The sequence below is a fragment of the Arthrobacter sp. UYCu511 genome (genome assembly GCF_040547105.1).
Lineage (GTDB): Bacteria > Actinomycetota > Actinomycetes > Actinomycetales > Micrococcaceae > Specibacter > Specibacter psychrochitiniphilus.
Window position 1 is genome coordinate 123,264 of record NZ_JBEPPB010000009.1, and the last position, 25,893, is coordinate 149,156.

General features: G+C 60.1%; 21 protein-coding genes. 5 read left to right on the forward strand and 16 right to left on the reverse strand.

Annotated elements, in window-relative coordinates; genetic code table 11:
• Nucleotides 1-238 precede the first annotated feature (238 nt).
• From ABIB48_RS13180 to ABIB48_RS13195, 4 genes are read right to left on the reverse strand one after another with little or no spacing between them, the layout of a single operon-like run.
• On the reverse strand, nt 239-1,396 hold the full coding sequence (locus ABIB48_RS13180) for a glycoside hydrolase family 27 protein (protein WP_315913186.1): 1,158 nt from the start codon (nt 1,394-1,396) through the stop codon (nt 239-241).
• Between the two features lie 35 nt (nt 1,397-1,431).
• Complete coding sequence (locus ABIB48_RS13185; RefSeq protein ID WP_315913185.1) at nt 1,432-2,796, reverse strand: ABC transporter substrate-binding protein; 1,365 nt, start codon at nt 2,794-2,796, stop codon at nt 1,432-1,434.
• Nucleotides 2,797-2,805: 9 nt separating this feature from the next.
• Nucleotides 2,806-3,720: a carbohydrate ABC transporter permease gene (locus tag ABIB48_RS13190; RefSeq protein WP_110107455.1), complete on the reverse strand. Its 915-nt coding sequence runs from the start codon at nt 3,718-3,720 to the stop codon at nt 2,806-2,808.
• A complete protein-coding gene (locus tag ABIB48_RS13195; protein WP_315913183.1) occupies nt 3,720-4,664 on the reverse strand; it encodes a carbohydrate ABC transporter permease in 945 nt (314 codons plus the stop codon). The genes ABIB48_RS13190 and ABIB48_RS13195 overlap by 1 nt, the downstream gene beginning before the upstream one ends.
• Nucleotides 4,665-4,755: 91 nt before the next feature.
• Between ABIB48_RS13195 and ABIB48_RS13200 the strand changes: the two genes are divergently transcribed.
• Both ABIB48_RS13200 and ABIB48_RS13205 read left to right on the forward strand, forming a co-directional pair.
• Nucleotides 4,756-5,871, forward strand: coding sequence for an ROK family transcriptional regulator (locus tag ABIB48_RS13200; RefSeq protein WP_315913182.1), 1,116 nt, complete (start codon nt 4,756-4,758; stop codon nt 5,869-5,871).
• Nucleotides 5,872-6,052: 181 nt separating this feature from the next.
• Nucleotides 6,053-6,817, forward strand: a complete 765-nt coding sequence (locus tag ABIB48_RS13205) for a C1 family peptidase (RefSeq protein WP_315913181.1) — start codon at nt 6,053-6,055, stop codon at nt 6,815-6,817.
• Between the two features lie 122 nt (nt 6,818-6,939).
• On the opposite strand, the gene ABIB48_RS13210 is transcribed toward ABIB48_RS13205, so the two are convergent.
• The 6 genes from ABIB48_RS13210 to ABIB48_RS13235 all read right to left on the reverse strand — a co-directional run bounded on the left by ABIB48_RS13210 (nt 6,940) and on the right by ABIB48_RS13235 (nt 14,004).
• Nucleotides 6,940-7,620, reverse strand: coding sequence for a GntR family transcriptional regulator (locus ABIB48_RS13210; RefSeq protein WP_502914135.1), 681 nt, complete (start codon nt 7,618-7,620; stop codon nt 6,940-6,942).
• A 47-nt stretch (nt 7,621-7,667) separates the two neighbouring features.
• A complete protein-coding gene (locus ABIB48_RS13215; protein WP_354213272.1) occupies nt 7,668-9,410 on the reverse strand; it encodes an ATP-binding protein in 1,743 nt (580 codons plus the stop codon).
• Entirely contained in the window at nt 9,407-11,035 is a 1,629-nt protein-coding gene (locus tag ABIB48_RS13220; protein ID WP_354213273.1) for a 5-oxoprolinase subunit B/C family protein, read from the reverse strand. Before ABIB48_RS13220 ends, ABIB48_RS13215 begins: the two co-directional genes overlap by 4 nt.
• Nucleotides 11,032-11,790, reverse strand: a complete 759-nt coding sequence (locus tag ABIB48_RS13225; RefSeq protein WP_354213274.1) for a LamB/YcsF family protein — start codon at nt 11,788-11,790, stop codon at nt 11,032-11,034. Before ABIB48_RS13225 ends, ABIB48_RS13220 begins: the two co-directional genes overlap by 4 nt.
• A gap of 121 nt (nt 11,791-11,911) precedes the next feature.
• Complete coding sequence (locus ABIB48_RS13230; RefSeq protein ID WP_354213275.1) at nt 11,912-12,727, reverse strand: putative hydro-lyase; 816 nt, start codon at nt 12,725-12,727, stop codon at nt 11,912-11,914.
• Between the two features lie 59 nt (nt 12,728-12,786).
• Nucleotides 12,787-14,004, reverse strand: a complete 1,218-nt coding sequence (locus ABIB48_RS13235; protein ID WP_354213276.1) for an NRAMP family divalent metal transporter — start codon at nt 14,002-14,004, stop codon at nt 12,787-12,789.
• A gap of 231 nt (nt 14,005-14,235) precedes the next feature.
• On the opposite strand from ABIB48_RS13235, the gene ABIB48_RS13240 reads away from it, so the two are divergent.
• A complete protein-coding gene (locus ABIB48_RS13240) occupies nt 14,236-15,024 on the forward strand; it encodes a GNAT family N-acetyltransferase (RefSeq protein WP_354213277.1) in 789 nt (262 codons plus the stop codon).
• A gap of 15 nt (nt 15,025-15,039) precedes the next feature.
• Here ABIB48_RS13240 and ABIB48_RS13245 read toward each other — a convergent pair whose 3' ends face one another.
• The 3 genes from ABIB48_RS13245 to ABIB48_RS13255 form a co-directional block, all read right to left on the reverse strand.
• Nucleotides 15,040-15,540: a hypothetical protein gene (locus ABIB48_RS13245; RefSeq protein WP_354213278.1), complete on the reverse strand. Its 501-nt coding sequence runs from the start codon at nt 15,538-15,540 to the stop codon at nt 15,040-15,042.
• A gap of 694 nt (nt 15,541-16,234) precedes the next feature.
• Nucleotides 16,235-17,914, reverse strand: coding sequence for a urocanate hydratase (hutU, locus tag ABIB48_RS13250; RefSeq protein ID WP_110107436.1), 1,680 nt, complete (start codon nt 17,912-17,914; stop codon nt 16,235-16,237).
• 399 nt (nt 17,915-18,313) lie between these two features.
• Nucleotides 18,314-19,489 carry an acyl-CoA dehydrogenase family protein gene (locus tag ABIB48_RS13255; protein WP_315913374.1) on the reverse strand — a complete coding sequence of 392 codons (1,176 nt, stop codon included), beginning with the start codon at nt 19,487-19,489 and terminating at the stop codon, nt 18,314-18,316.
• Between the two features lie 344 nt (nt 19,490-19,833).
• Here ABIB48_RS13255 and ABIB48_RS13260 point away from each other — a divergent pair, with 344 nt between their 5' ends.
• Both ABIB48_RS13260 and ABIB48_RS13265 read left to right on the forward strand, forming a co-directional pair.
• The gene (locus ABIB48_RS13260; RefSeq protein ID WP_110107432.1) at nt 19,834-21,282 is read left to right on the forward strand and encodes a purine-cytosine permease family protein; all 1,449 of its coding nucleotides are present in this window, start codon (nt 19,834-19,836) and stop codon (nt 21,280-21,282) included.
• Between the two features lie 66 nt (nt 21,283-21,348).
• Nucleotides 21,349-22,437, forward strand: coding sequence for a histidinol-phosphate transaminase (locus tag ABIB48_RS13265; protein WP_354213279.1), 1,089 nt, complete (start codon nt 21,349-21,351; stop codon nt 22,435-22,437).
• Nucleotides 22,438-22,502: 65 nt separating this feature from the next.
• Here the strand turns inward: ABIB48_RS13265 and ABIB48_RS13270 are convergent, their stop codons facing one another.
• From ABIB48_RS13270 to ABIB48_RS13280, 3 genes are all read right to left on the reverse strand, one after another.
• Nucleotides 22,503-24,236, reverse strand: a complete 1,734-nt coding sequence (locus tag ABIB48_RS13270) for an ABC1 kinase family protein (protein ID WP_354213280.1) — start codon at nt 24,234-24,236, stop codon at nt 22,503-22,505.
• Between the two features lie 5 nt (nt 24,237-24,241).
• Complete coding sequence (locus ABIB48_RS13275; RefSeq protein ID WP_110107426.1) at nt 24,242-24,781, reverse strand: PadR family transcriptional regulator; 540 nt, start codon at nt 24,779-24,781, stop codon at nt 24,242-24,244.
• A 131-nt stretch (nt 24,782-24,912) separates the two neighbouring features.
• Nucleotides 24,913-25,752: an IclR family transcriptional regulator gene (locus tag ABIB48_RS13280; RefSeq protein WP_211315163.1), complete on the reverse strand. Its 840-nt coding sequence runs from the start codon at nt 25,750-25,752 to the stop codon at nt 24,913-24,915.
• Between the last annotated feature and the right edge of the window lie 141 nt (nt 25,753-25,893).

Here is a 25,893-nt window from a genome sequence, read left to right on the forward strand (position 1 = left end):
AGGCGATCTGCAACTTCTGGATCGTTCAGCGCGTTTGTTCCGGTAGACAAGATCTAGCCTGCGGCACGGGCAACGCCGGCGGGTGCCGAACGAAGGGTAAGTTCGTCTCCACCGTCTGGCGGATCAGTTAGATGGGAGCAACATTACTTATGCGCGAAAATGCCGCCTGGCCCGGGAGCCTGGGCCCCGCAGACAAAGCGGCATTTCCGGTCGTGCATTTTTCTTGGCCGCGTTTGGCTTAGTCCCGGTGGCTGACTGCCAGGCATCCGTGAGGGGGAATATCCCACAGAGTTCCTTCTGTGAGAGGTGCAGGGCTGCCGCTGCGCAGCGGCAGCACTTGTGCACCGGCTGCGATGGGGCTGATGGTGACCTGGCCCAAGCGCAGTTCTCCGTCCTGATGGGTGAGGTGGATGGTGTTCTCGGTCTTGTTCACCACCAGCCAGGCCTCGCCGTCGCTGAGCGGGCGAGCCCACACGTCTACGTCCTGCACTGGCTGGGTCCGGCTTGCGGCCTTGCCAAGGGGATCCTGGTCGATTCCCAGCAGGTGCGGGTTCGTGAGTAGCTCCCGGACCCCATCGCTCATGGTGCGGGGGTCATGACCGGCCATCAGGGGCGCGGCGAGGTAGCACCACAGAGCAAAGTGGGTTTCCTCCTCTACCTTGTTCAGGCCAGGGTTACCAGCCTGAAGCATGTCCGGGTCATTCCAGTGGTGGGGGCCGGCGAACTCGGTGATCAGTGCCTGGGTGTCTGCGATTGACATGATGGAGGCCCAGTTCCGCTCGATGTCTACCGTGGTGCGCCACATGTGCCCATAATCCCCGGCCCAGGTCCACGGTTCGGTGCGACCGTATTCAGAGATCGAATAGATAATCTTCCGGCCCGTGCCTTCCAATGCCAGAGCCATCCGTTCAAACGCGTCAGGGTAGCGCAGTCCGGTGCCGTCCTCATCGGCTTCGCACCAGTCATACTTGAGAAAGTCCACGCCCCAGCCCGCGAAAGTCTGGGCGTCCAGCTCTTCCCGGTTGAAGGAGCCTAGGTCCCGGCCCGGGTAGCGGTCGTAGATCATGGCACAGGTCTTGCGTCCAGGTGAGGCGTAGAGGCCGAACTTGAATCCGCGGGCCTTCAATTCCTGCCCCAGGGCAGCCATGCCGGATGGGAACCGGGTCGGGTGAGAACGCAGACGTCCGTCGGCGCCACGGGTGTGGGCCTGCCAGCAATCGTCGATGACAAAGGTGTCAAAGCCTGCCGCCTGCATGCCACTGGCAACCAGCGCATCGGCAACCTCAATTAGCTTTTGTTCGCTGATGTCATGGCAGCGGAAACAATTCCAGCTGTTCCAGCCCATGGGCGGCACCGGGGCAATCAAGGGCTTACCGGAGTATTGGAGATCCGTCATTGCGACGTCAATGGTATTGATGGTGATGTCCTTGGCTATTTTCCGAACAGGGAGTTGATCTGCTGCTGTGCTTCCGCCAAAGCAGGCTGCGCCTGCTTTGTTCCGCGGATAATGGCATCGATTGCGTCACCGGCGATCTTATTGACTTCAGTAGCATGTTCCGTGATGGGGTAGAGGACTGTGCCATTCTTTTCATCGGCGGTTTCAATGAAGGCCGACGGATCGATGGGAGTGGTGCTCTTATTTTTGAATGCTTCCACCGCCGTGGCATCAGCTTCGGTGATGGCGGGGAACACGACGGCCTTGCTCGCCACGGCGTTCTGGCATTCTGGTGACACCAAGTACAGCGCCAGCTTCTCGGCCTGCTCAGGATGCTTGGTGCCGGCGTAGACAGAGTCACCCAGGCCGTTCAGCAGTGACTTGCGTCCCTCAGGCCCCACGGGCAGCTTGGCAAACTTGATGTCCTTGTTTGCTTCCGTAAAAGCATTCATCTGCCAAGACCCGTTGGTGTTCATGGCTACCTGACCGGAAGAGAGAAGCTGCACCGGGCCGAGCTTTCCGAGCTTCTCCGGCGGCAGCATGTAACCCTTTTCAACCACTGAACGGAACCATGTCAACGTGTCAGCCAATTCAGGTGAGTCGTAGTGGTACTGCGTGCCAAACGGGTTTTTTTCGGTATAGGTGAACCCGTTGCTCGCCGCAAAGTTCCCCCACCAAGTCTGGCCGAACCCGTCTCCTGGTTCATAGGCCAACAGACCGTAGGTCTTAATGTTCTTCTTATCGAAATCAGCACTGAGCCCGTTGTTGCCATTCTTGTCCAAGGTCAACTCAGCGATTACTTGCTCAAACGTTCCACCGTCCTTGGGATTCCAGCTGAGATCATTCAGGCTGGCCGGGTCTATGTTGGCGTCCTTCAGCTTCTGGCTGTCGTAAGCCAAGGCGATGGTGTCAAAATCCTTCGGCAATGCATAACGTTTGCCGTCCTTGACCCAATTCTCGGCGAGGCCCGCACGGTATTGACCCATATCCACCTTGGCCGCATCGACGGCCGGCTGGAGGTCCAGAAGCTGGTTGTTGGCAGCAAGTTCGGGGTACCGAGACACGTGGTTGGTGAACACGTCGGGGGCTGTTCCTGAGGACAGTTCCGTGGTGAGGTTCGTCCAGTACTGGTCCCAGGCTGTCTGAGTGACTTTCACCGAGATGCCAGGGTTTTCCTTGACAAAGGCATCCACACAGCTTTGGTAGGCGGGCAGTTGTTTGTCGTCCCATAGTGCGTAGTTCAAGTTGACGGTTCCGTCTGCTGATCCGCTGTCTCCGGAGCTGCAGCCAACTGCCATGAAGGCAGTGGTGGCGCCCATGGCCGTCAAAACGAGCAGACTGCTCAGTTGCTTCTTTTTCATTGTATTTCCTTACTTGATTCCGTTGAATTGAATTGCGCCCACAAGTTTTTTTCCAAAAATCAGCAAGAGTGCCAGCACAGGTAAAACAGTCAGGACGCTTCCAGCCATGAGACCGGACCAGTCGATTGCGCCGTTGGGTGATTGTGCGAGGAACCTGCTCAAACCCACGGTGAGTACCGTGCTGGAGTCGCTCCTTCCGATCAGCAACGGCCAGAGGTAGTCGTTCCACTGCTGGACGGCGGTGATGATCCCTAAAGTCAAAATCGGTCCTTTGACCATGGGCGCCACGATCCTGCTGAATAGCGTCCAGTGGTTTGCCCCGTCAATGATTGCTGCTTCCTCAATTTCCCTAGGTACGGACAGAAAGAACTGGCGCATGAAGAACACAGCGAAGGGTGTCATCAGCAAAGTTGGGAGCACCAGCCCTGCCATGGTGCTGACAAGGCCTAGGTTCTTCATCAGGAGGAAGTTGGGGAGCATGGTGAAAATCGGCGGGATCATCAACGCTGTCAGGAAGATCCCAAAGATGAAGTTCCGCAACGGGAAACGGAGCCTGGCGAAGGCATAGGCAGCCATGGTGCAGCACACCACCTGGCCTAGAGTCGTTAGTGCCGTGTAAACCACGGAGTTGACGAAAAATTGCGCAAATGGCAATGTTGCCCCGCTGCCGCCCTCGGCGGCAGCGGATGATCCGAAGCCAAGAATTCTCAGGAAGTTATCAATTGTCACCGGTGCTGTGAGCCCCGAAAGCGGACCTTGGAACAGCTGGTCGTTCACGCTCAGGGAGCTCTTGAGGGTCCAGAGCAGTGGGGCGATCACCAGGACTGCCCAAATGATAAGGAATATCCAGCCAATGAGTTTGAGAAGGTTCAGTTTCCCGGGCTCAGCTTTGGCCACGTGCTTGATGTTCAGATTGGTAGTCATTAGCTGAGGTCCGATTCGTTGCCGCGGGAGAGTTTGAACTGCAAAAGGGTGAGGACAGCGAGAATCGCCAACACCACCACAGCCATCGCACTTGCGTACCCCAGGTCGAAGTTGGTAAACGCCTTTTGGAAAATATAGTAATAAAGGACGTTGGTGCTGTTCAGTGGCCCTCCTTCAGTTGCCACCGCGATGGTGTCAAAGATCTGCACCGAACCAACCATGCAAATGATGAGTACCAGTGTCAGGATGGGCCGAAGCAATGGAACTGTGATGGAACGGAACATTCGCCATTCTCCGGCCCCGTCCAGTGCGGCGGCCTCGTACAGGCCTCCTGGGATACTTTCCATTCCGGCAAGAAGCAGAATGGCTACATAGCCGGTGTACCGCCAGGTATTGACCATGGCCACCGTAGTGATTGCGCTTTCAGGGGCAGCAAAGAAGGGAAGCTGAGTCCAGCCCAGAGAATCGAAAATCCCGTTGACCAGACCCAGGGATGGGTCAAGCAACCACATCCACAACAAAGCAGCTGTAACACCGGGGACGAGCCAGGGCAGCAGCACAAAGGATCGCCAAAACGCGGCCTTGGCCACGCGATGCAACATGAAGGCCAAGGCGAGCGCAAAAAGCGTTTGGGTCACAATGTTGATCACAACGTAGAGAAACGTCACCCCAAGTGCATTCAAGAACAGCGGATCGCTGAACGCCTTGGTGTAGTTGTCGATTCCAATAAAGGATCCGCTCTGAAGCGTGGTGGTGTTCGTGAAGCTCAGTATGAGTCCACGCACAGTGGGGTAGAAGTAGAAGATCGCGAATCCTAGGCCGGCTGGCAGGAGGAAAAGCGCAGCAGCACGACCTTGGCCCGTTCGTTTCCGCCGTTTGGATGGCGAAATTTCGCCAGCACCACGTGGTGATGATCTGGCAAGGTGCATGGTTGTGTTCGTCAATGAACATCCTCAGGTGCTAGTTAAGTAAGTTACTTAATGATCTGCATTTACAGTAAGGTTGCATTACATCAATGTCAAGGATGGAATCTGAATGGAAGAGAAACGGCGACCGGTCGTCGCGGGACGGACCTTGCAACGCCAAATCAACGCCAAATCTGCACTAAACCGTATGCGCCATGATGCGGTCACCATCAGTGACATCATCAGCGAACTGCATATCTCACGCCCCGCGGCGGGCGACATCGTCGCAGAACTGGTTGAGGACGGCTGGGCAGTGGAGTCGACCCCGGACAGCCCCTCGCTGATGGGGCGTCCAGCCAAGACTTACCAGTTCAATACCAATCAGGGATTCATCATGGGCGTGGACGTTGGCGCACACACCTTGCGGATCCAAATTTGCAATCTCAACGGGCAGCCACTGGCCGAACATGAAGCCTCACTTGCCCCGACTCAGAGCAGGGAAGAAAGGCTCGAGACGACCTTTCGTGAAATCGACACGCTACTGCAAGGAATGGATATTCCACCGGCAGCGATTTGGTCAATCGGGGTCGCCAGCCCCGGGGTCCTGCGTGAAGGAACCGTCACATTCTACGGTGGTCCAGACATGCCTGGCTGGGTTGGCACCGACCTCGCCGCCGCCTTTGAACAAAAGTATGACACCGCGGTCCAGGTCGAGGGCGACAGCGCTTTGGGCGCCCTCGGTGAGGTCTGGCAGTCAAACAGCCCGGTCGATGAGGATCTCGTCTTCATCCTCGCCGGCTATCGCGTCGGCCTTGGCATAGTCATGGACGGACGTCTAGTGCGAGGATACCGGGGAGCCGCAGGTCTCATCGGCGAGATGCCGGAGCTTGGCTGGTCGCGGCTGGATAGCTATCCAGATATCAAGACCATGCTGGACACCGAGGGTGACATCCAGGAGCAAACCGACCTTGATAAATATTGCAGTGACCTGGCGCTCGGTATCCGGGCGATTGCGCTGACTCTCGATCCCAGGATCATTGTCATTGGCGGCGGCATTGGGCAGGGCGGCCCAGCAATCATTCGCCGCCTCACTGAAAATCTGGCAGGGAAGTTGGTCTCCGACCCCATTCTGCGAACTTCTGAGCTGGGAGACCGTGGCGTTCTCCACGGAGCCGTCAAGCTAGCACTTATCGACATCGACCAGACCGTCTTCGATGTGGACATCCCAGCCAGCAAAGCCCGATAGCCGCCGAAGCCGGGACCAATGCCTGCTGAGGTTCAACTCGATGAGTTCAGTTGGCATTGCCGCGAGCATGCCTCCGAGCAAGACCAACCTTGACGCGCCACGCACGGAGGAGGAACGTCGAAGTTAGCCACGCTGTTCCAGGCCTGTCTCGACCACAGCGGGGCGGAGGAGGCCTGTCATCATGCCCAGAACCAATGCCCGATACGGCTGGATCCCGGATCTCCCGGACCAGCGTGACTACCACTTTGCGGCGCCGCCGGCTGTTCAGGCCAGCCTGCCGCCGGCTGTGGATCTGCGTCCCAACTGCCCTCCCGTCTACGATCAGGGCCAGCTCGGATCCTGCACCGGAAACGGCGTCGCAGGGGTGCTGCAGTTTGACGCCATGAAGGAGGGCCAAGCTGACACCTCCACCCCGTCACGGTTGTTCATTTACTACAACGAAAGGGTCATTGAGGGCACCGTGGATTCAGATTCGGGCGCCCAGATCCGTGATGGCATCAAGACCGTGGCCAGCACCGGGGCGTGCGATGAAACTCTCTGGCCCTACGACATCACAAAGTTCGCTAAGAAGCCTTCGGCCAAGTGCTACGCCGCTGCCAAAGACGACCGTGCCATCAGCTACTCTCGCGTCAGCCAGTCATTGAGCAATATGAAGGGATGCCTAGCGGCCGGGTTCCCCATCGTGTTCGGCTTCACCGTCTACGACAGTTTCGAAAGTGCCGAGGTAGCCAGTACGGGAGTGGTGCCCATGCCTGCAAGCAGCGAGAGCGTCCTGGGCGGGCACTGCGTGGTGGCGGTGGGCTACGACGACGCCAGCCAGCGCTTCACCATCCGCAATTCATGGGGTACCGGATGGGGCATGGCCGGGTACGCCACCATGCCCTATGCGTACCTGCTCAACCATTCGCTGGCCAGCGATTTCTGGTCCGTGAGGTCCACATCTTAAGAGCCACCGCAGTGAGAGCCAGCGCCGCTGTAGCCGGGAGAATACCGGCCATGGTTCCGGCGAGGTTGCGTCCAGCCTCGCCGGAAAGGCTATGCCTGTGCGCGGCGACCGCACCCAGCAGCTTAGTTTTCCTGCTCCAAATGCTCGAGCAGTTCAGCTTCTGCCCGGTCTAGGTAAATTCGCAGCGCGTGAGCAGCCTCCTCGCGCTTGTTGTCCTGCAATAGCGTCACGAGTGTGCCATTGAGTTCCACGTAGTGTGAATGGAAGTCCGGAGCATCGCTCATGGCATGGAACACCAAGCGCATTTGTGCCAACACGCGGGTCATTAATTCCTGCAGGCGTTCGCTACCGGTGGCCCGCACCAACTCCTCATGAAAGCGCTGGTTGGCATCGGCCATGGCCGCAATGTCACCGTCTGCGAGCGCAGCCCGGGCATCAACCACCACGTCCGCCAACGCCGCAACGTTTAATTGTTTTCCCCAGAGGACAGCTGCCGGTTCGATCATGCGCCGCACACCGTAGATTTCCTTCACGCCCGCGACGCCGGGGGACGCCACAAAGACGCCGCGGTTAGGGATGCGGGTGATGATCAGCTCATGATCAAGCACTGTAAAGGCCTCACGCAAGGTATTGCGGGATACGCCCAATGCTTCGGAGAGCGCTAGTTCAGAAAGCTTGGCCCCCGGAAGTAACTGGCCTTCCGCGATGCGGGCGCGGATCACGGAAGTTACCCAGGCGCCGGTGTGCGCGTGGGTAGACCCCTCTGCGAGGGGCTGGGCTGAAAATAACGCGCTCATTGGCATCGTCCCAATCTAATCCAACCCCGTCCCCAACCACGCACCACCAAGTGTTAAGCGATGGTTCCGAGAATATCGCCACGGGAAATGGCAACACCAGGTTGCTGGTCGCCACGGGTAAATGCCCCTGCCTTGTGCGCCACGATGTTCGATTCCATCTTCATCGCCTCCAGTACCGCCACGATGTCACCCTCAGCCACCACCGCACCGTCCTCGAGGACCCATTTGATCAAATTCCCGTTCATCGGTGCGCTCAGCGCGGCTTCATCGGTGGCCGCAGCAATATTTTCAACCGCAGCATCCCGTGCTGTGCAACTTGCGCCATGACGGATGGACTCAACTAGTGAAGCTGGCAGGCCAATGTTCATGGCCTTGCCGTCGATCTCGATGGTGAGGCTTTCGCGTTCGGAGCCCGGTTGGGCGGCGGCGATTTCCGGGCTGGAGGCCAGCTCTTGCGCAAACTCGGATTCGATCCACGTGGTGTAGACCCCGTAGCGCTCGTCGTTGGCGAAGTCGCCATGGCGCACCACGGCACGGTGAAACGGCAACACGCTGGGGACACCGGTGATGACCATTTCATCCAGCGCCACCTTAGCCCGGCGCAGCGCCTGGGCGCGGGTGGCTCCGGTGACGATCAGCTTGGCCATCAGCGAGTCATAGTGTGAGGGGACCACAGATCCGGTCCGCACCCCGGAGTCCACTCGGATACCCGAACCGGTGGGTGCCTCAAAAGCGGTGATGCGGCCCGGGCCGGGCAGGAAGCCCCGGGCAGGATCTTCGGCGTTGATGCGAAATTCGAAGGCGTGGCCCACCGGTGCAGGGTCTTCGGTGAAGGAGAGCGGCAGTCCCGCGGCAACACGAAATTGCTCGGCTACGAGGTCCACTCCGGTGGTTTCCTCGGTGACCGGGTGCTCAACCTGCAGCCTGGTGTTGACCTCCAAGAAGGAAATCAGTCCATCCGGTGCCACCAAATATTCCACGGTGCCGGCGCCATGATATCCGGCCTCACGGCAGATGGCCTTGGCCGAGGAATGGATGGAGGCGCGCTGTTCCTCGCTCAGGAACGGGGCCGGCGCCTCCTCGACGAGCTTCTGGTTGCGTCGCTGCAGTGAGCAATCGCGGGTGCCCACCACCACCACGTTGCCGTGCGTGTCAGCCAGTATCTGGGCTTCGACGTGGCGCGGCTTTTCGAGGAAGCGTTCCACAAAGCATTCCCCACGGCCAAAGGCCAAGGTGGCCTCACGGACCGCCGATTCAAAGGCGTTGTCAATCTCCTCGAAGCTACGCACCACCTTGATGCCGCGGCCACCGCCGCCGAAGGCTGCCTTGATGGCCACCGGCATACCGAATTCTTCTGCGAAGGCGCGGACCTCGGCACCCGATGCTACGGGGCCATCGGTGCCCGGGACCAGCGGGGCTCCGGCGCGTACCGCGATTTCACGGGCCGTGACCTTGTTACCCAGCAACCGAATGGCCTCCGGGGTGGGCCCAATCCAGCTCAACCCGGCGTCGATGACGGCCTGCGCAAAGTCAGCATTTTCGGAGAGGAACCCGTATCCCGGGTGCACCGCATCGGCACCGCAGCGTGCAGCGATCTCGAGGATCTTGGGGATATTCAGGTAGGTCTGTGCACCCGTGGAACCGTTGAGTGCGTAGGCTTCATCGGCTCGGCGCACGTGGAGCGCATCGGCGTCGGGATCCGCATATACGGCCACAGAAACCATTGAAGCGTCGGCACAGGCGCGGGCAATGCGGACGGCGATTTCCCCGCGGTTGGCGATCAATACTTTTTTCATGCGTGGATTCCTTCATCGGGGCGGGCCTGAATGGGGGCGTGCAGATCGGTCAAAACAAAACGGATAGCGGCACCAGGGGGCAACTGAGCGGCCGCGGGCAGGTCCTCGGCAATGACTCCGGCAATGACCGGATACCCGCCGGTCACCGGATGATCTGCCAAGAAAAGAACCGGCAGGCCCGAGGGCGGGACCTGCAGGGCACCGGCCGCGACGCCCTCCGAGGCCAGTTCGCCGGTGAGGGTGCGCTCCAGTGCTGTGGCGTTAGCCCCAAGCGCCAGACGAATGCCGACGCGGTTGAATTCGGCCGAGACGCTCCAGATTTGTCCTGTCAGCCGGGCAAGCCCCGAAGCATCAAACCAGTCATCGCGGGGGCCAGGACTGATCCTTAAAGTGTAGATACCCTGCGCGTCGGGCACGGGGAGCGTTGAGGATTCCGGGTTGCCAACAATGTGGGCACCGTGGATGGCTCCAACGGGCAGCTTGGTGCCGCGAGCCAGCGGATCCGGGCCAATGCCAGACATGGAGTCGGTGGAGCGTGAGCCAAGCACCCGAGGCACATCGATGCCACCGCGAACGGCAAGATAGCTGCGTAAGCCGTTGCCTGCGGGAGTGAGCCTGAGGGTTTCACCATCGAGCAAAGCAAAAGGAGTGTCCATGGAAAGTTCGCGTGCACCGTGGAAGTCATCTCCATCCACCGGTTCCACCGTGATGGTTGCGCTAGCACCAGAAACAGCCAGGACCACATCGCTCTGAGCACGCAGGCTCAGCGAACCCATGAGATTTTCGATGACGGCGCACTGGGGCGCGTTGCCCACCAGTCGGTTGGCCTGGGCTGCTGAGCGAGTATCGGCTGATCCCGCAGCGGAGACACCCAGATCCCCCAGCCCGGGACGGCCCAGATCCTGGATAAGGGATTGCGGACCCGGGTCCAAGATTTCAAGCAAGGTGGTTCCATCCGGCACCACCGGTACGTTGGTTTTAGCTGGCACCGGGGACACCTGCAGAGCCTCGCGGCTCGGGACGAAGCGCACCCGGTCCTGAGGGCGGATCAATGCTGGTTTTTCACGGTCAAGATCCCATAGCACTGCGTCGGTGTGACCGATCAGTTGCCAGCCGCCGGGTGATTGGCGTGGGTAAACGGCCGAGGAATTTCCGGCCAGTGCCACGGCCCCGGAGGGGACCACCTTGCGCGGAGTGGAACGGCGTGGCACGTTGAGCAGCTGATTTTCACCCATGAGATAGGCGAAGCCCGGCGCGAACCCGCCGAAGGCCGCCCGCCATATCTGCTGCGTATGCGCGTTGATGACGGCTTCGATGCTCAGTCCGGTCAGCCCGGCGACCTCGGCAAGATCTTCGCCGTCGTAGTGCACGGGTATTTCAACGAGCGAACCGGTGTTGGATCCCGCGGCGCAAAGTTCCATGGCCAACACCGCGGTAGCGATTTTCTCTGCGCTCGCCGTGGAATCTGCCTTGATAAAAAGAGTGCTTGCCGCGGCTAAGACGTCGATCTGACCCGGCAGCGGGTTAGCGCTCAGCAATGCGGCCAGGGCCAGTACCGAATCGAGGTCCGAAAGCTCAACGAGCACCGCCTTGGAACCTGCGAAGCGCGTGGCCAGGATGCTCATACGAAGCTCTTGATGCTGACGCCCGCGTTTTCTAGGCCTGCGCGCACCGCCGTGGCCATGTCCACGGCCCCTGCGGTGTCCCCATGCATGCAGATGCTCTCAACGTTCATCGGAATCACCGAACCATCGATGGCCACGATTTTCGCCTCGGTGACCAGACGGACCATGTTTTCGGTGACCTGTCCGGCGTCGTGCAGAACCGCATTTGCTTCCCGGCGTGAGACCAGGGTGCCGTCGGGGTTGTAGTTCCTGTCGGCGAATGCCTCGGCGACAGGCCGCAGTCCAGCCGCCGCAGCCTTGGTGAGAGCAACCGAACCGGGCAGCAAGAGCACAGGCAGGTCTGAACCGAAGGCGCGGATAGCATCAACCACGGCCTGGGCATGGGCTTCGTGATGGACGATGGTGTTGTAGAGGGCACCGTGCGGTTTGACATATTTAATGCCCGATCCGGCGGCCCGCGCCAGCGCCTCGAGGGCACCGAGCTGATAGAGCACGTCGTCGGCGAGCTCGGTGGGGGAACAGTCAAGGAAGCGGCGGCCGAAGCCGGCCAGGTCCCGGTATCCCACGTGCGCGCCAATGGTGACACCCGCGGCAACCGCGTCGCGGCAGGTCTGAGCAATGACGCTGGGATCTCCCGCATGGAATCCGCAAGCAACATTTGCTGAGGAAACTGGGACGAATATTGCCGCGTCATCCCCCATGGTCCAATTGCCGAAGGATTCTCCGACGTCAGCGTTCAAGTCGATGTATGGCATTTGTGACCCCGGTCTCGTGAATTGGTTGGTTCTAAGGATGCACCATGAAGCCAGATTGTTCAACAATCTGTGATTGCGTGATTTCTGGCTTTGTAGGGCTTCGTTCGGTGCCTAGGAACGGCTAGGGCACCAGGTAGCGGCTGTCCCTGGCATCGGTGATGAGCATGTGCCCTGGGGCGTGCCCGATGGCCAGCGCGGGACGTGATTCCATGACCGCGGCCTGAGGCGTGACTCCGCAGGCCCAGAACACCGGGATATGCCCGGCCGGGATGTGTACAGCATCACCAAAATCGGGCTTGGAAAGATCCATAATGCCCAACTCTTCGGGATTGCCAATGTGCACCGGCGCCCCGTGCACGGCCGGGTAGCGCGAGGTGATGCGTACGGCGTCGGACACTTGGGAGGCGGGGATGGGGCGCATGGAGACCACCATGGGCCCGGACATGGATCCAGCGCAGGCGCTGCGGATGTTGGACTTGAACATGGGCACGTTCACGCCCGCCTCGATGTGGGCGATGGAGATTCCACCCTCCATCAAGGCTGTCTCAAACGTGAACGAGCAGCCCACTATGAACGTCACCAAATCATCGCGCCAATACTCGTTCAGATCCGTGGGTTCGGCAATCTTGATGCCGTTCTCATAAACGCAGTATTGCGAAACATCCGTGCGGATGTCTCCACCTGCCAGCAGTTCCCCGCTGGTCTCCCCCGCGTCCAGCACGCCCAAGATAGGGCAAGATTTGGGGTTGCGTTGGGCAAAGAGCAGCACGTCAAAGGCCTGGTCCTTGGGCACAATGATCAGATTTGCCTGCGCGTAGCCCCGCGAGAACCCTGCGGTGGGTCCAACCAGGCCGTTGCGGAAGAGTTCCCGTGCCTGCGCCGGGGACAGCTCGGCACGATTTGCCGGTAGCGAAGCGTTGCGGTCAATTGCGGTCATGGCGTGACGGTTCCTTTCAAAATTTCCCAAAGAGGGCTGCCCGGATGGGACCCTAACGCTTAGACCCAGAGCTTGGCCAGACCGGCCAGCGAGTTCCAACCCAAGAACAAGGTGAGTAACCAGGTAGCCACACCAATGATCAGCAACCACTTCGGATACGCGTAACCCTGCAGGAGGTCCCTACGGCGCCAACCGGCCCAGAGTAGGATCGCGAAGCCGAAGGGCAGAATCAGACCGTTGAAGGCGCCGGCGAAGATCAGCAGCGTCTGCGGGGCCTGTCCCAAGAAGAGGTAGATGACCGCGCAGACGGCAATGAAGGCGACAGTGATGAGGTTCCGGGTGCGCTCGGGTGTGCTGGACTTGGTGATGAACGAAACTGAGGTGTAGGCGGCACCAATCACCGAGGTCAGGGCCGCGGCCCAGAGGATCACACCGAAGGAGCGGATACCAATGTCGCCGGCCGCGTGGCCAAAGGCCTCTGCCGCCTTGTTGTCGCTGGTCAGCACCGCGCCACCGGCAACTACGCCAAGGATGGCCATGAAAAGCAGCACGCGCATGATGCCCGTGACAATGATGCTCAAGATTGAGGTCCGGGTGATGTCCTTGACGTTCTCCACACCGGCGGCGCCGGAGTCCACCATGCGGTGCGCACCGGCGTAGGTGATGTAACCACCCACGGTGCCACCGATCAACGTGGTGATGATGAGGAAGTTAATATTCTCCGGAGCCACAGCGTTCTTCAGCGCTTCACCTACGGGAGGCGCAGCAACTATGGCCACATAAAGCATCAGCAGAATCATGATGGCACCGAGCATCACCACGATCTTGTCCAAGGCCATGCCCGCACGCTTGGAGAGGAAAATGAGGATTGCCACGGCTGCGGAAATGATCCCACCAATCTTGGGATCCAGCCCCAACATGGCGTTCATGCCCAGGCCGGTTCCGGCGATATTACCGATATTGAAAACCATCCCACCGATGAAGACCAGGCCTGCAAGCACCCAGCCGGCACCCGGCAGGACCTTATTGCCTATTTCTTGGGCGCGCAGTCCAGAGACGCCAATGATGCGCCAGACGTTTAGCTGAACGGCGATGTCCACCAGGATGGACACCACAATGGCGAAGGCGAAGGAGGCGCCGATCTGGACCGTGAATTCAGTGGTCTGAGTAATGAATCCAGGACCAATTGCGCTGGTGGCCATGAGGAACATGGCACCGAGCATTGCCGTGCGCCGTGCGGAAGCGCTGAGCTTCGGTTTTGCAGTGGTAGTAGCCATGATTCCATCCGTTAAGTTGCGGGTGACTGCCGTCACATGAAGGGGCGATGAGAAGTACACTACAGGTTGTTGAACAATCTGAGCAACAGGTTGTTGAACAATCTTGTACTTCTTGACTGCTTCACCGCTGCTAATCCCCGGGCTCGGCCACACGCTCACCACTTTGCGATCGTCTCACTCACATGCTCAGGACACCCTCCCCCACGCCGCTTCCGTGAGAAGCTGAAGCCAATGACAATCACAGAGCAGTACCTTCGGGCCTATGATCAGCAGCTGCGCACCGATGCGGAAACCCCCAGCGCCATCGACGTCACCCTTGAGGGCCCGCTGCGGCTTGTCACGTTCGACGGCGGCCGTGGCTTCATCACTTATCAGGACTTGGGTGGGGCGGACGCAGGAGAAATCGCAGTCCTCGTCGCCACCGCGATATCCCACTTCCAAGCGGACCCGCGCATCACTGAGGTTGAGTGGAAAACTCGCGGCCATGACCACGCCCCCGGCTTGCAGGAAGCGCTGCTAGCCAATGGCTTCACCCCTGATGAGGCTGAATCCATCATGGTTGGCCCGCTGGAGGGGTTGGCCCGTGCTGTGCCCCTGCCCGACGGCGTGAGCCTGCGGAAAGTGTTCTCTGACGACGACGTGCGTGCCATGTCCGCTATGGCCGATGAAGCCTTTGGGGACCCTGCCAGCCCGCGTCAGGCCGACTCCCTGATGGCCCGGCTGGCCCGCAATGACGGCATGGAGCTGTGGGTGGCAGAAAGCCAAGGCCAAATGGTCAGCGCTGGCCGGCTGGAACCTGTGCCCAACTCAGATTTTGCCGGGATCTGGGGCGGGGCAACGCTCAAAGAATTCAGAGGCCGCGGGATTTACCGGGCCCTGACCGCAGCCCGCGCCCACTCGGCCTTGGCCGCAGGGAAGTTGCTGGCGCATAGCGATTCCACGGAGGATTCGCGCCCCATCCTGGAACGCTCCGGGCTACTCAAAGTCTCCACCACCACTCCGTACAGATGGAAGCGCTGATCCGCACCCTTCCCGTCACGGTTCCTCGCCGGCCATTTCCTTGATCCATGCCGGCGTCACCTGGTTTAGCCGAAGGTCCAGGCTAACTTTCAGCCAGGCGGCTTCCACGGCAACCTCGTGAGGTGGTTCCACGATGGACGGGGCTGCCGCGGTCGGTGCAGCTATAGCCCGTGCAGCTGTAGCCCGTGCAGCGTCGGCCAGGGGCCGCTCCACGGCAGCTTCAAGGACCCTCAGCTCCCCGGCCCCGAGCCATTTCTGGGCAGCCAAGACTCTTAGCAGGCGCAGACCGGCCTTTTGTTTTTCCGGAATCGGGCTGAAGGAGGCATCCAGTGCCCACTGGGCCTGCCCCCACCAGCGCGAAAGCCGGGCCGTCGTGTAGCCGCTGCGGATGGTTATCCCCGCTGGCACAATCCCCACGGCGACCATAATCGAGGCGATCACGGGCGCCACTGCCGCCAGCCATTCCCACCACCCCGGCCAACCCATGCCATCACCAGTCAGTTCCAAAAGGCTCATGCCTCATGTTACGGCCGTCGGTACCCAGCAGCCCCGGCCGGCCACTAAAGCCTTCCCCGCCATGCGCAGCGCGAACCACCACGAACCCGCCCCCCATCTGGGATGTGGGCTGAGAAAATTCTCCCTGGATACCTGAAGCTGCAATTTTCACGGGGGCGGACGTACCCATGGGGTAAATGAAGCCTAGACAGCGCGCCCCACGAATGTACGGACACATTGTGAGATCCTGCCCACATGACTGTAACGACTGATACAAATCTTCTTCGCCACCTCGATGAAGTGGGCATCAGTGGGGCAGTGCAGCTCTCCCGTGGCTGGCAACACATCGGGGCCATAATTGTCGATGCAGTCCTGCAGCGGCGACTCCTTGCGGAGGGTATTGCGGAAGGTCAAGCACGTAGGGCCGTAAACGCTGGATTATTTCGACATCTTGACAGGGCTGTCTACTGGTGTTTTCCGTCGACATCCGCATCAAGCGTTGGGTGATTGATGCTGGAATTCTTGATTTGTCTTACTCACATATTTCAAACGCTATCCATGAGGCTGCGCGCACCCGGGGCTGGCGGCCGGGCGATCTTGACGCCGCCATATGGAACGTCTAAGTCTCCAACGCAAAATGGCCCACCGGTGCCGCTGAATCTGGATACTTACTCATCCTGATCCAGCAGCCCCGGCCGGCCACCACCCTTTTGTCTTACTGCTCCTGCATTGGGATACGCACCCCACGCTCAGCGGCCACCTCTACGGCACGCTCGTAGCCGGCGTCGGCGTGGCGGATAACGCCCATACCGGGATCATTGGTCAGCAGCCGGGCAAGCTTTTCCCCCGCAAGCGCGGTCCCGTCAGCCACGGAGACCTGGCCGGCGTGGATGGAACGGCCAATGCCTACGCCACCGCCGTGATGGATGGAAACCCAAGTGGCACCGGAGGCGGTGTTGAGCATGGCGTTCAACAACGGCCAGTCGGCAATAGCGTCGGACCCGTCCTTCATGGACTCAGTCTCGCGGTACGGAGAAGCAACGGAACCGGAATCCAAGTGGTCGCGGCCAATAACAATCGGTGCGGACACCTTACCCGAGGCAACGAGTTCGTTGAACAGCACACCAGCCTTGGCACGTTCGCCATAGCCCAGCCAGCAAATACGTGCCGGCAGGCCCTCAAATTCAACGTGTTCCGCAGCGGCGTTGAGCCAGCGGTGCAGGTGCGCATTCTCCGGGAACAGTTCCTTCAGCGCCTCATCGGTCACACGAATATCTTCGGGATCTCCGGAGAGCGCCACCCAGCGGAACGGGCCCATACCTTCGCAGAACAGCGGGCGGATGTAGGCCGGGACAAAGCCGGGGAACTCGAACGCCCGGTTGTAGCCACCCTTGCGAGCCTCGTCACGGATGGAGTTGCCGTAATCAAACACTTCAGCTCCGGCATCCTGGAATTCCACCATGGCCTGGACGTGGCGGGCCATGGCGTTCTGGGACTTCTTGGTGAAGCCCTCTTCGTCATTGGCTGCCTCGGTGTGCCATTCTTCCACCGTGTATTCGGTGGGCAGGTAGGAGAGCGGATCGTGGGCGCTGGTCTGGTCCGTGACAATGTCAACCGTGAATTCGCCAGCCTGGTGGCGGCGCAGAATTTCCGGGAAGATTTCTGCCGCGTTGCCAACAATGCCCACGCTCAGGGCGCGCTTCTCGGCTTTGGCGGCCAGAACCTTCTCGAGGGCCACGTCGAGATCTGTCTCAACCTCATCCAAGTAGCGCTTGCCGGCACGGCGGCGTAGTCGCTCTTCAGAAACGTCAACGATCAGGCAGGCGCCACCGTTCAAGGTGACTGCAAGTGGCTGGGCGCCGCCCATTCCTCCGCAGCCGCCGGTCAGGGTCAGCGTGCCGGCGAGGGTGCCGCCGAAGCGCTTCTCGCCAATGGCGGCGAAGGTTTCAAAGGTGCCCTGCAGAATCCCCTGGGTACCAATGTAGATCCATGAGCCGGCGGTCATCTGGCCGTACATCATCAGGCCTTCGGCCTCGAGCTTGCGGAATTCGGGCCATGTGGCCCAGTCCCCCACCAGGTTCGAGTTGGCCAGCAATACGCGCGGCGCCCAGACGTTGGTGCGGAACACCCCAACTGGTTTGCCCGACTGCACCAGAAGGGTCTCGTCGTCGTCGAGGGTCTTCAGCGTGGCAACAATCGCGTCATAGGCTTCCCAAGAACGGGCCGCTCGGCCTGTGCCGCCGTACACAACCAGGTCCTCAGGCCGCTCAGCAACCTCCGGATCCAGGTTGTTCATGAGCATGCGAAGGGGCGCCTCGGTCTGCCATGATTTGGCGCTCAGCTCGGTGCCGCGGTCAGCGCGGATGGTGCGGGAGGGGTCATGCATCGTTGCCATGAGAGATTCCTTAGCTATTAGTACATTGGTGGCCGGGAAGCTCCGGCGAAAGTTTCTATGTTTCTATACAACCTCTGCTCGCCCCACATTCATAGGTCCCAGTCGCGCTAGGCGTCTGTGATCCAAGACAACGAGACTTCTGGGAAGCACGACGCCGGCAGCTCACCCGCCGCGTCCGCCTCGCCGCTGCGAGGGGAGAGCAAAGGGGTAGCTGGGACCACCAGAACGTGTGCCTGATGGCCACAACTACCCCTTGGAAGTGGCATAACTGCAAAGAGGCTTCCGCTAGTTACACGGGCAGCCTCTGACGTAGCGCCACCGGAGAGCTGCGCGTATTTTTACGCGAGCTACACGCATCGGTTTAACGTACCTCTGGCCCTTGCGGCGCAGACGCACTCACTAGACGAACGCAGCAATGCCGGTGATCGCGCGGCCGGCAACCAAGGTGTTGATCTCGTAGGTGCCCTCATACGTGTAGATGGCCTCGGCGTCGCAGAAGATCTTGGCCATCTCATAGTCCACGGACACACCGTTGCCGCCCAGAACTCCGCGGCCCAAGGCCACGGTTTCGCGCATGCACTTGGTCACGAACGCCTTCGCCATGGCTGAATGCTCGTTGCGGGTGGTGCCCTCATCCTCCATTTGCGCCAACCGGACCATCATGCCCATGGAAGCCTGCGCATTGGAGAGCATGGTAACTAGTTGCTCCTGGATGAGCTGGAAGCTGGCAATCGGCTTGCCAAACTGCGTGCGCTCCACCGCGTACCGGCGCGCCACATCAAACGCTGCCATCTGGATGCCCACGGCCTGCCAACCCACGGTTGCCCGCGTGGTCTTGAGTACCTTGTTCGTGTCACGGAAGCTGTTGGCGCCGGCCAGCTTATTAAAGTCAGGCACCACCACGTCCTTCAGGACAATATCGGCATTCTGGACCGCACGCAGGGCAATGCGATTCTCTATCAGGGTTGCGCTGAAACCTTCCCGAGAGGTCTCAACAAGGAAGCCCTTGACCTGCTCGTCAGCAACGTCCTTGGCCCAAATAATGACGTAGTCGGAGAAGGTGGAGTTGCCAATCCAGCGCTTTTCACCATTCAGTACCCAGGAGTCCCCCTCCCGCACGGCAGTTGTGGTGGTGCCCCCGGCAACGTCGGAGCCGGCGTTGGGCTCGGTGATGGCAAAGACTCCGGTCTTCCTCAGTGCATAAATATCTGGCAGCCAAGCGGCCTTCTGCTCCTCGGAGGCGAGCAGTTCAATGGAACCGGTGAAGAGTCCGTCATGTCCGCTGAAGAAGGTACCGAAGGAAGCATCCACGCGGTGAATCGCGGCCGTAATCATGCCGGCCAGAAGGTGTGAATAACCTTGGCGGCGCACGGGGCTGATCATGTCCAGCTCGGCGACCTTGGGGATCAAGTGAACGGGGAATTCGCTGCGGCTCCACTGGTCACGGGCGATGGGGCGAACGTTGGCTTCCATCCAGTCCCGGATTTCATTTAGGCGGGCCAGTTCATCGGCAGGCAGCAGGCTTTCGAAGCCGAAGAAGTCGCCGTCAGGATAGGGAAGGATGGCAGCCTCCACTCCGGCGTCTGCGGCAGCGGTAGACGCAGGAGACGCGGAAGTTGCAGCAGCTGTTGAAGCAGCATTGGATGTTGCAGTCAAGGGAATTCTCCTTCAATGGTTGGTTATTGGCCGGTCAGCCTTGCGGGGCTGATAGAGCGCACCTCCGCGCCGCCGGCACATCGCGGCGTAACTTGAACATAGCCCGAGAAGTACCCCAAAAATGCCCCAGATCACAGAAATAGGTCCTTAGTCTCGGAACACAGACGGCTTCAGTGAAGCACGTCACTGACCCGTGGTCTTTCGTGCTCAGATGGATTAAAGAAAATTCGGGGGACCCAAACCTATTCCAACGGAGGAATGACATGTCAAGGATTCAAACCGTACGAAAGAGTGGGCCGGCCATCGAACGCCGATCCATTGACTTCGTACCAGCCCGGGAGCGCCACGGCAAACCCTTTGGCCAGTTCACCCTCTGGTTTGGGGCGAACATGCAGATCACGGCGATCGTCACCGGCGCCCTCGCCGTCATCTTCGGGTCTACCGCATTTTGGGGCATCATCGGCTTGCTGATCGGAAACGTGCTCGGTGGCACCGTCATGGCATTGCACGCCGCTCAGGGCCCCAAGTTGGGCATGCCACAGATGATTTCCAGCCGCGCCCAGTTCGGTGTCTTCGGCGCCGTCATTCCGCTGATCCTGGTCATCGTCATGTACCTAGGCTTCGCAGCCACCGGCGCGGTCCTGGCCGGCCAGGCAGTGAATCAGATCATTCCCACCGGCAACCCCGCAGTGGGCGTCATCATCTTTGGTGCCTTGACGGTTCTGGTAGCCACGCTGGGCTACAAGTACATCCACATGCTGGGCCGCATCTCCACGATCGTGGGCATCATTGGCTTTAGCTACCTGGCCATCCAGCTTTTCTTGAAGCACGACGTCGGCTCCGTCATGGGCGTGAGTGGCTTCACCGTCACCACGTTCCTGCTCTCAATTTCCCTCAGTGCCGGCTGGCAGCTGACCTACGGGCCCTACGTTGCGGACTACTCCCGCTACTTGCCCGCTAACACCCCCGCCGGCAAGACGTTCTTTGCCTGCATGTCCGGTGCCGTCTTGGGCGCCCAGTGGTCCATGACTCTTGGGGCCATGTTCGCAGCAATCGCCATGCCTGCAGGCAAGGGCTTCCTTGATAACCAAGTGGCCTTCGTTGGTGACCTTGCAGGTGGCGGAGCCATCGCTGTCCTGATGTACATCGTGATTGTGGTGGGCAAGCTAACGGTCAACACGCTCAACGCTTACGGCGGCTATATGACCATCCTGACTTCGGTCAGCGCCTTCACCCGTCAACTGCGCTTCGCTCCTTGGGTCCGCTTTGCCTACGTCATCGGCTTCATCTCCGTCTCCGTGATCATTGCCCTGGTGGCATCGGATGACTTCATCTCTAACTTCAAAAACTTCGTGCTGCTGTTGCTGATGGTGTTCATCCCCTGGAGTTCCATCAACCTCGTTGACTTCTACTTCTCCTCGAAGGAAAAGGTTGATGTCCCTGCCCTCTACGACCCCAAGGGCCGCTACGGCGCGTGGAACGTCCCCGCACTGCTGACCTACCTGCTGGGCGTCCTGGTGCAGATCCCGTTCCTGGCCCAGACCCTGTATACCGGTCCCATCACGCCGCTACTGGGCGGCGCGGACATTTCCTGGATTGTGGGCTTGATTGTCACGGCAGCGGTCTACTACCCAGTGGCCAAGCGCTTCAACCACCCGCCGGCAGAGATGATCTACCCCGCCGACGACTCCGACGTCACAGCCAGCGTCTAAACCAGCGCCATCTGGCACCACCAGCGCCATCTGGCACCACCCGGGCCACACCGCAAGGAGCGTTCAGTGTCACATGCAACATCCCTTCCATCTATGCCTGTTCCACGGGATGTAGTGGCCTCGCTGCCGGTCTATTCCAAGGCTGGCGGCGCGCTCGCTCCCTTGTGGCGCGCCTCCTCTAATGAATCGTTCTTGACTCCCTCCCCGGCGGTGCTGGCCGCGATTGGTTCCGCGGCCCAGCACTGCCAGCAGTACCCCACCATTGACGGTGATCCCCTGATCAAGGCACTGAGCCAGCAACTCGGCATTGCCCAAGACCTCTTGGTGACCGGCGGCGGTTCGCTCGCCGTGCTTCAGCAATTGCTGACCGCTTTTGCCGGGCCGGGCAAAGACGTTGTTTTTGCCTGGCGGAGCTACGAGGCATACCCCATTTTGGTTCGCCTCACCGGAGCCCTAGATGTTCAGGTCCCGCTGACCGCCAACCATCGGCACGATCTACCTGCCATGGCCCATGCAGTCACCGATTCCACCGCCGCCATAATCTTGTGCAGCCCCAACAATCCCACCGGAACAGTGCTGGGCAGCCAGGAACTGGAAGAGTTCTTGGCGAGCATCCCCGCCCGTGTGCTGGTCGTCCTGGACCAGGCCTATCTGGAATTCACGGACGACGCCGAAACCTCCTTCCAGCACAGCCTCACTTTGAGAGTCAAGTACCCAAATCTTGTCCTGTTGCGCACCTTTTCGAAGGCGTACGGTCTGGCCGGACTGCGTGCCGGCTTCCTGGTTGCTCATCCGGACATTTCCCGTCACGTCCGTGCCGTTTCACCGCCCTTTGGCTTGAATGCCGTCGCCGAGTCAGCCTCCGTTGCCGCACTGGCTGATACGGAAGCCCTAGCGGCAAATATCGCAACGGTTCGTGCGGGCCGCAGCAACCTTCAGGCGCAGCTGGCCGCTCGCGGCATCGATGTTCCTGCCAGTGGCGGGAACTTCCTTTGGCTGCCAGTGGGCGATGCATCGGCCGCACTAGAAGGGGCGTGCCTGGCCGAAAGCGTCAGTGTGCGCTGTTTTCCTGGCGAGGGTGTGCGCGTCAGCGTTGGCTCCCGCCAAGCCGAAGCCGCGGTACTGAGCGGCGTTGACAGGTGGCAGCGAAGCTAGTTGAGTTTAGTCACTGGCAGTACGCTCTGGCGGTAGAAACCCAGCCGCTCGTTGAGCGTAGGCATTTATCGCCGGCGGCCCACCCACATGCCGTGCAGCAATGCCAGCACTGACGCTCCCATCAGTACACTGCCCAGCACTATGTCCTCAGACCGCACCAGCGCACCGGCTATGAGCAGTGCCCCAAAAACCACTAACGAACCCAGCCGGCGCGTTAAACCAAGCAATCTGGCATTCTGGCGTTCCAACCGGGGGTTCGTCACCGGCAGCGAGCCTTCTTCAATTCGTGAGAGAAACCCGTCCACGCGCCGGGGCAAGCGCAGCGTCAGGCTCACCGCCTCAACGGCTTGAGTCGCGGCGTCCTTGATGAAATTCCCGCCCTCCTCCCGCAACAGTTGAGCGGCAAAGGGTTCCACGGAATCCCACAGATTGTACTTAGCATCCAAGGAGCTACACACCCCTGAGGTCAGTGACATGGCCCGGATGATGAGCAGGAAATTCTCCGGCAGCTGGAATGGCAGTGAGCGCACCACATCACCGAACTCCTCTGCGAAATCAACAAAATCCCGGGGGTCAACTTCCCGAAGTTCGGCAAATCCCATCCCGCCAAACCGTGCGAACAGCTGCGTCAGCGCCCGTTCCAGCTCACCAGTGTCCGCCGAAGGCACCAGCACACCCACGTCATTGATAGCCGCAACGAGGCCCTTGCCGTCACGAGCAGCGGCCGCAATCAACAACTTGCGCAGACCGCTGCGGGTCTTAGGCGTGACCTCCCCCATCATGCCAAAATCAATGAACGTCAATTCCCAGCGTGGCTCCGTTTCAGAGACCGTGCCTGCGCCCGCTCCGGAATCAACGGCGGGGGTGATAAAGATATTGCCGGGGTGCGGGTCAGCATGGAAGAACCCGCTCGTGAACAACTGCTCGAACATGACACTGGCAAATACCGAGGCCACCTGCGCCGGATCTATACCCGCCGCACGCAGAGCCAACGCATCCGTTATTTTGATCGCCGTTACGTCCTCGAGTGTGAGCACTCGGCGTGTACAGCGTTCCCACACCACCGCGGGTACTCCCACGCGAGGATCCTGGGCAAAGTCGGCAGCGAAGCGTTCTGCACTAGCCGCCTCGTGCAGATAATCGATCTCCTCAAGGCTGGCCTGCGCAAATTCCTCCATCAGTGCTGGCATGTCAACGCGGCTGGAGACAATCCGGATCCTACTGAGCCAGCGCCCTACCCGGCGCAGTGCCGCAAGGTCCACAGCAACAATCTCACCAATGCCGGGGCGCTGAACTTTCAGCACCACGTTCTGGAGGCCGGTGCGCTGGGCATCGTCGGAACGGAGCTGGGCACGGTGCGCCTGTCCCAGGGATGCCGCGGCTACCGGTACCTCGTCAACGTAGACAAAGATGTCCTCCAGCGGCGCACCCAGCTCAGCCTCGGCCAGCCTGCGGATCTGCGCAAACGCAACAGCCGGAACTTCGTCTTGGAGCCCTTCTAGCTCGGCAGTGAGCTCAGGAGGCAGCACATCTAGTCTGGAGGACATAAACTGACCTACCTTGATCATCAAGCCACCCAGGTTCAGCGCGAGCGTGCGGAAGCGCTGGGCAAAGCGCTTCATGCGCGCCGGGCGCGTGCGCGCAGAGATGCTGCCCAGCCCAATGCGGGGCAGGAACAGTTCAAACCACCACGTCACCAACAGGTGCCAGGCGGCAAAGCGCAGGATGCGCCGGTAGCGAGCGCGGGCAGCCCCCGCACTCACTACCGTTTCTGCCGGGTCTCGATGCTCCGACGCCACCCTTCTCAGCCTTGGGCGAGGATAGTGTAGAGCCGCCGCCGCGCCTCATCGAGGACTTCGACAGCCTCTTGAACTTGCTTTTTGTTCCCTGTCCGCCCTACCTGAGCGGCAGCCTGGGCAAGCTCCATACCAGCCTTGGGTAGCGCAGCAAATCCGCCAGATCCAGGGGCCGTTGAGTCCCACGGCGCTGCTGCATCACTGCCTTGGACCTCTTCCCGCCCAGCCTCAGTGAGCGAGTAGATCTTGCGCCCATTGGATTCCTCGGCCGCGATGGTGCCCTCATCAGCCAAGAGCTGCAAGGTGGGGTAAACGGAGCCAGCGCTGGGCTTCCAGTTACCACCGCTGCGTTCCTCAATTTCCCGGATGATCTGGTAGCCGTGCATGGGTTCCTCGGCGAGCAGTGCCAGTACGGCCGCCCGTACCTCGCCGCGGCCAGCCCGGGTTCCGGGGCGCTTTTCAAACCGTGAACGCAATTCTTCAACTGCTTGCCAGACACCATCAATATTGGCGCCGCCGAACCCACCGACTGGGAATGAGTTATGCATTTTGCTCTCCTCAAATAATTTTTGAACGATACACGAACGATAGTTAACGATATACCCGCAAGACTGTCGAAAACAATGGCTTCGAAGGAGAATTTATAGTTGCGTGGTCCGCCAGCTGCGCGCCGAGCGCATTAAATATTGGGGCGTAGCCGCCGGGAGATTTCCCTTGCACACCGGTTCACCTCGGGCAGCCACTGCGTTTTTAGATCTTCTAGCTGGACCGCGCGCTCCTGAATCACTCCCTCAAGGGCATTTTTGGCCGCCGCTGCCGGGCTCAACGCGGGACGGTTGGACACGGTCAAAGTCACGCTGGCTAGGGCATGGCCGCTGCGGTCAAGAACAGGAACAGCCAAGCTGGAGAAACCGTTCGTTACCTCGTCTTCTTCCCAGGAAAATCCTCTTTCCCGAACCAAGGCCAATAGCTCCTTGAGCGCCTGAACCGAATGCACACCGTTTTCATAGCGTTGGGGGAAGGCTTCAGGCCCCGGATAGAGGGCGTCCAACTGCTCCGCTGGCATGGTGGCCAACATGGCGCGCCCACTTGCGGTCAGGTGGGCGGGAAGCCTGACACCCGGATTGGTCACCAGCGTGGCTTGCCGCTTTGCCCGCTCCTCAATGACGTAGATAACTTCACGCCCATGCATCACTGCAAGGTGCGCCGTGCGTCTACTGCGCTCAACCAGTTGGGCCATGGGGAAGCGGGCCAGGCGCTGCAACGGAACTTGGCGGGAGTAGCCCGTACCCAATTCATGCGCGGTCACACCCAGCGCATACTTGCGCTCTTCGGGCAGGTGCACCACAAAGCCGTCATCTATCAGCGCTGACAGCAGATGGTAGGTGGTTGAGCGGGGCAGCTCCACGTCCCGGGCAATTGACGCGGCCCCCACGGGTCCGGCTTGCGATGCGATATAGCGCAACATAGCCAACACGTTCCTGGCTGCGGGCACTTGGGGTAAATTCACAGAACTCATACGACCATTGTATTCCGCGTAAGTCTGTGATTACAGACGTACAGCGGGCCAGTTAATTGTTTTGCGTCCCCTTTCAATGCTGTGATGGAAGTAACTTGCGCCCTAGACCCGGGCCCAGCAATCTTCTAAGGACCATATCTG

What these genes read in the sequence shown, in the direction of transcription:
- ABIB48_RS13180 (WP_315913186.1), bottom strand. Translation starts at nt 1,396, where the DNA reads ATGACGGATCTCCAATACTCCGGTAAGCCCTTGATTGCCCCGGTGCCG.
- ABIB48_RS13185 (WP_315913185.1), bottom strand. Translation starts at nt 2,796, where the DNA reads ATGAAAAAGAAGCAACTGAGCAGTCTGCTCGTTTTGACGGCCATGGGC.
- ABIB48_RS13190 (WP_110107455.1), bottom strand. Translation starts at nt 3,720, where the DNA reads ATGACTACCAATCTGAACATCAAGCACGTGGCCAAAGCTGAGCCCGGG.
- ABIB48_RS13200 (WP_315913182.1), top strand. Translation starts at nt 4,756, where the DNA reads ATGGAAGAGAAACGGCGACCGGTCGTCGCGGGACGGACCTTGCAACGC.
- ABIB48_RS13205 (WP_315913181.1), top strand. Translation starts at nt 6,053, where the DNA reads ATGCCCAGAACCAATGCCCGATACGGCTGGATCCCGGATCTCCCGGAC.
- ABIB48_RS13210 (WP_502914135.1), bottom strand. Translation starts at nt 7,620, where the DNA reads ATGCCAATGAGCGCGTTATTTTCAGCCCAGCCCCTCGCAGAGGGGTCT.
- ABIB48_RS13215 (WP_354213272.1), bottom strand. Translation starts at nt 9,410, where the DNA reads ATGAAAAAAGTATTGATCGCCAACCGCGGGGAAATCGCCGTCCGCATT.
- ABIB48_RS13220 (WP_354213273.1), bottom strand. Translation starts at nt 11,035, where the DNA reads ATGAGCATCCTGGCCACGCGCTTCGCAGGTTCCAAGGCGGTGCTCGTT.
- ABIB48_RS13225 (WP_354213274.1), bottom strand. Translation starts at nt 11,790, where the DNA reads ATGCCATACATCGACTTGAACGCTGACGTCGGAGAATCCTTCGGCAAT.
- ABIB48_RS13230 (WP_354213275.1), bottom strand. Translation starts at nt 12,727, where the DNA reads ATGACCGCAATTGACCGCAACGCTTCGCTACCGGCAAATCGTGCCGAG.
- ABIB48_RS13235 (WP_354213276.1), bottom strand. Translation starts at nt 14,004, where the DNA reads ATGGCTACTACCACTGCAAAACCGAAGCTCAGCGCTTCCGCACGGCGC.
- ABIB48_RS13240 (WP_354213277.1), top strand. Translation starts at nt 14,236, where the DNA reads ATGACAATCACAGAGCAGTACCTTCGGGCCTATGATCAGCAGCTGCGC.
- ABIB48_RS13245 (WP_354213278.1), bottom strand. Translation starts at nt 15,540, where the DNA reads ATGAGCCTTTTGGAACTGACTGGTGATGGCATGGGTTGGCCGGGGTGG.
- hutU (WP_110107436.1), bottom strand. Translation starts at nt 17,914, where the DNA reads ATGGCAACGATGCATGACCCCTCCCGCACCATCCGCGCTGACCGCGGC.
- ABIB48_RS13260 (WP_110107432.1), top strand. Translation starts at nt 19,834, where the DNA reads ATGTCAAGGATTCAAACCGTACGAAAGAGTGGGCCGGCCATCGAACGC.
- ABIB48_RS13275 (WP_110107426.1), bottom strand. Translation starts at nt 24,781, where the DNA reads ATGCATAACTCATTCCCAGTCGGTGGGTTCGGCGGCGCCAATATTGAT.
- ABIB48_RS13280 (WP_211315163.1), bottom strand. Translation starts at nt 25,752, where the DNA reads ATGAGTTCTGTGAATTTACCCCAAGTGCCCGCAGCCAGGAACGTGTTG.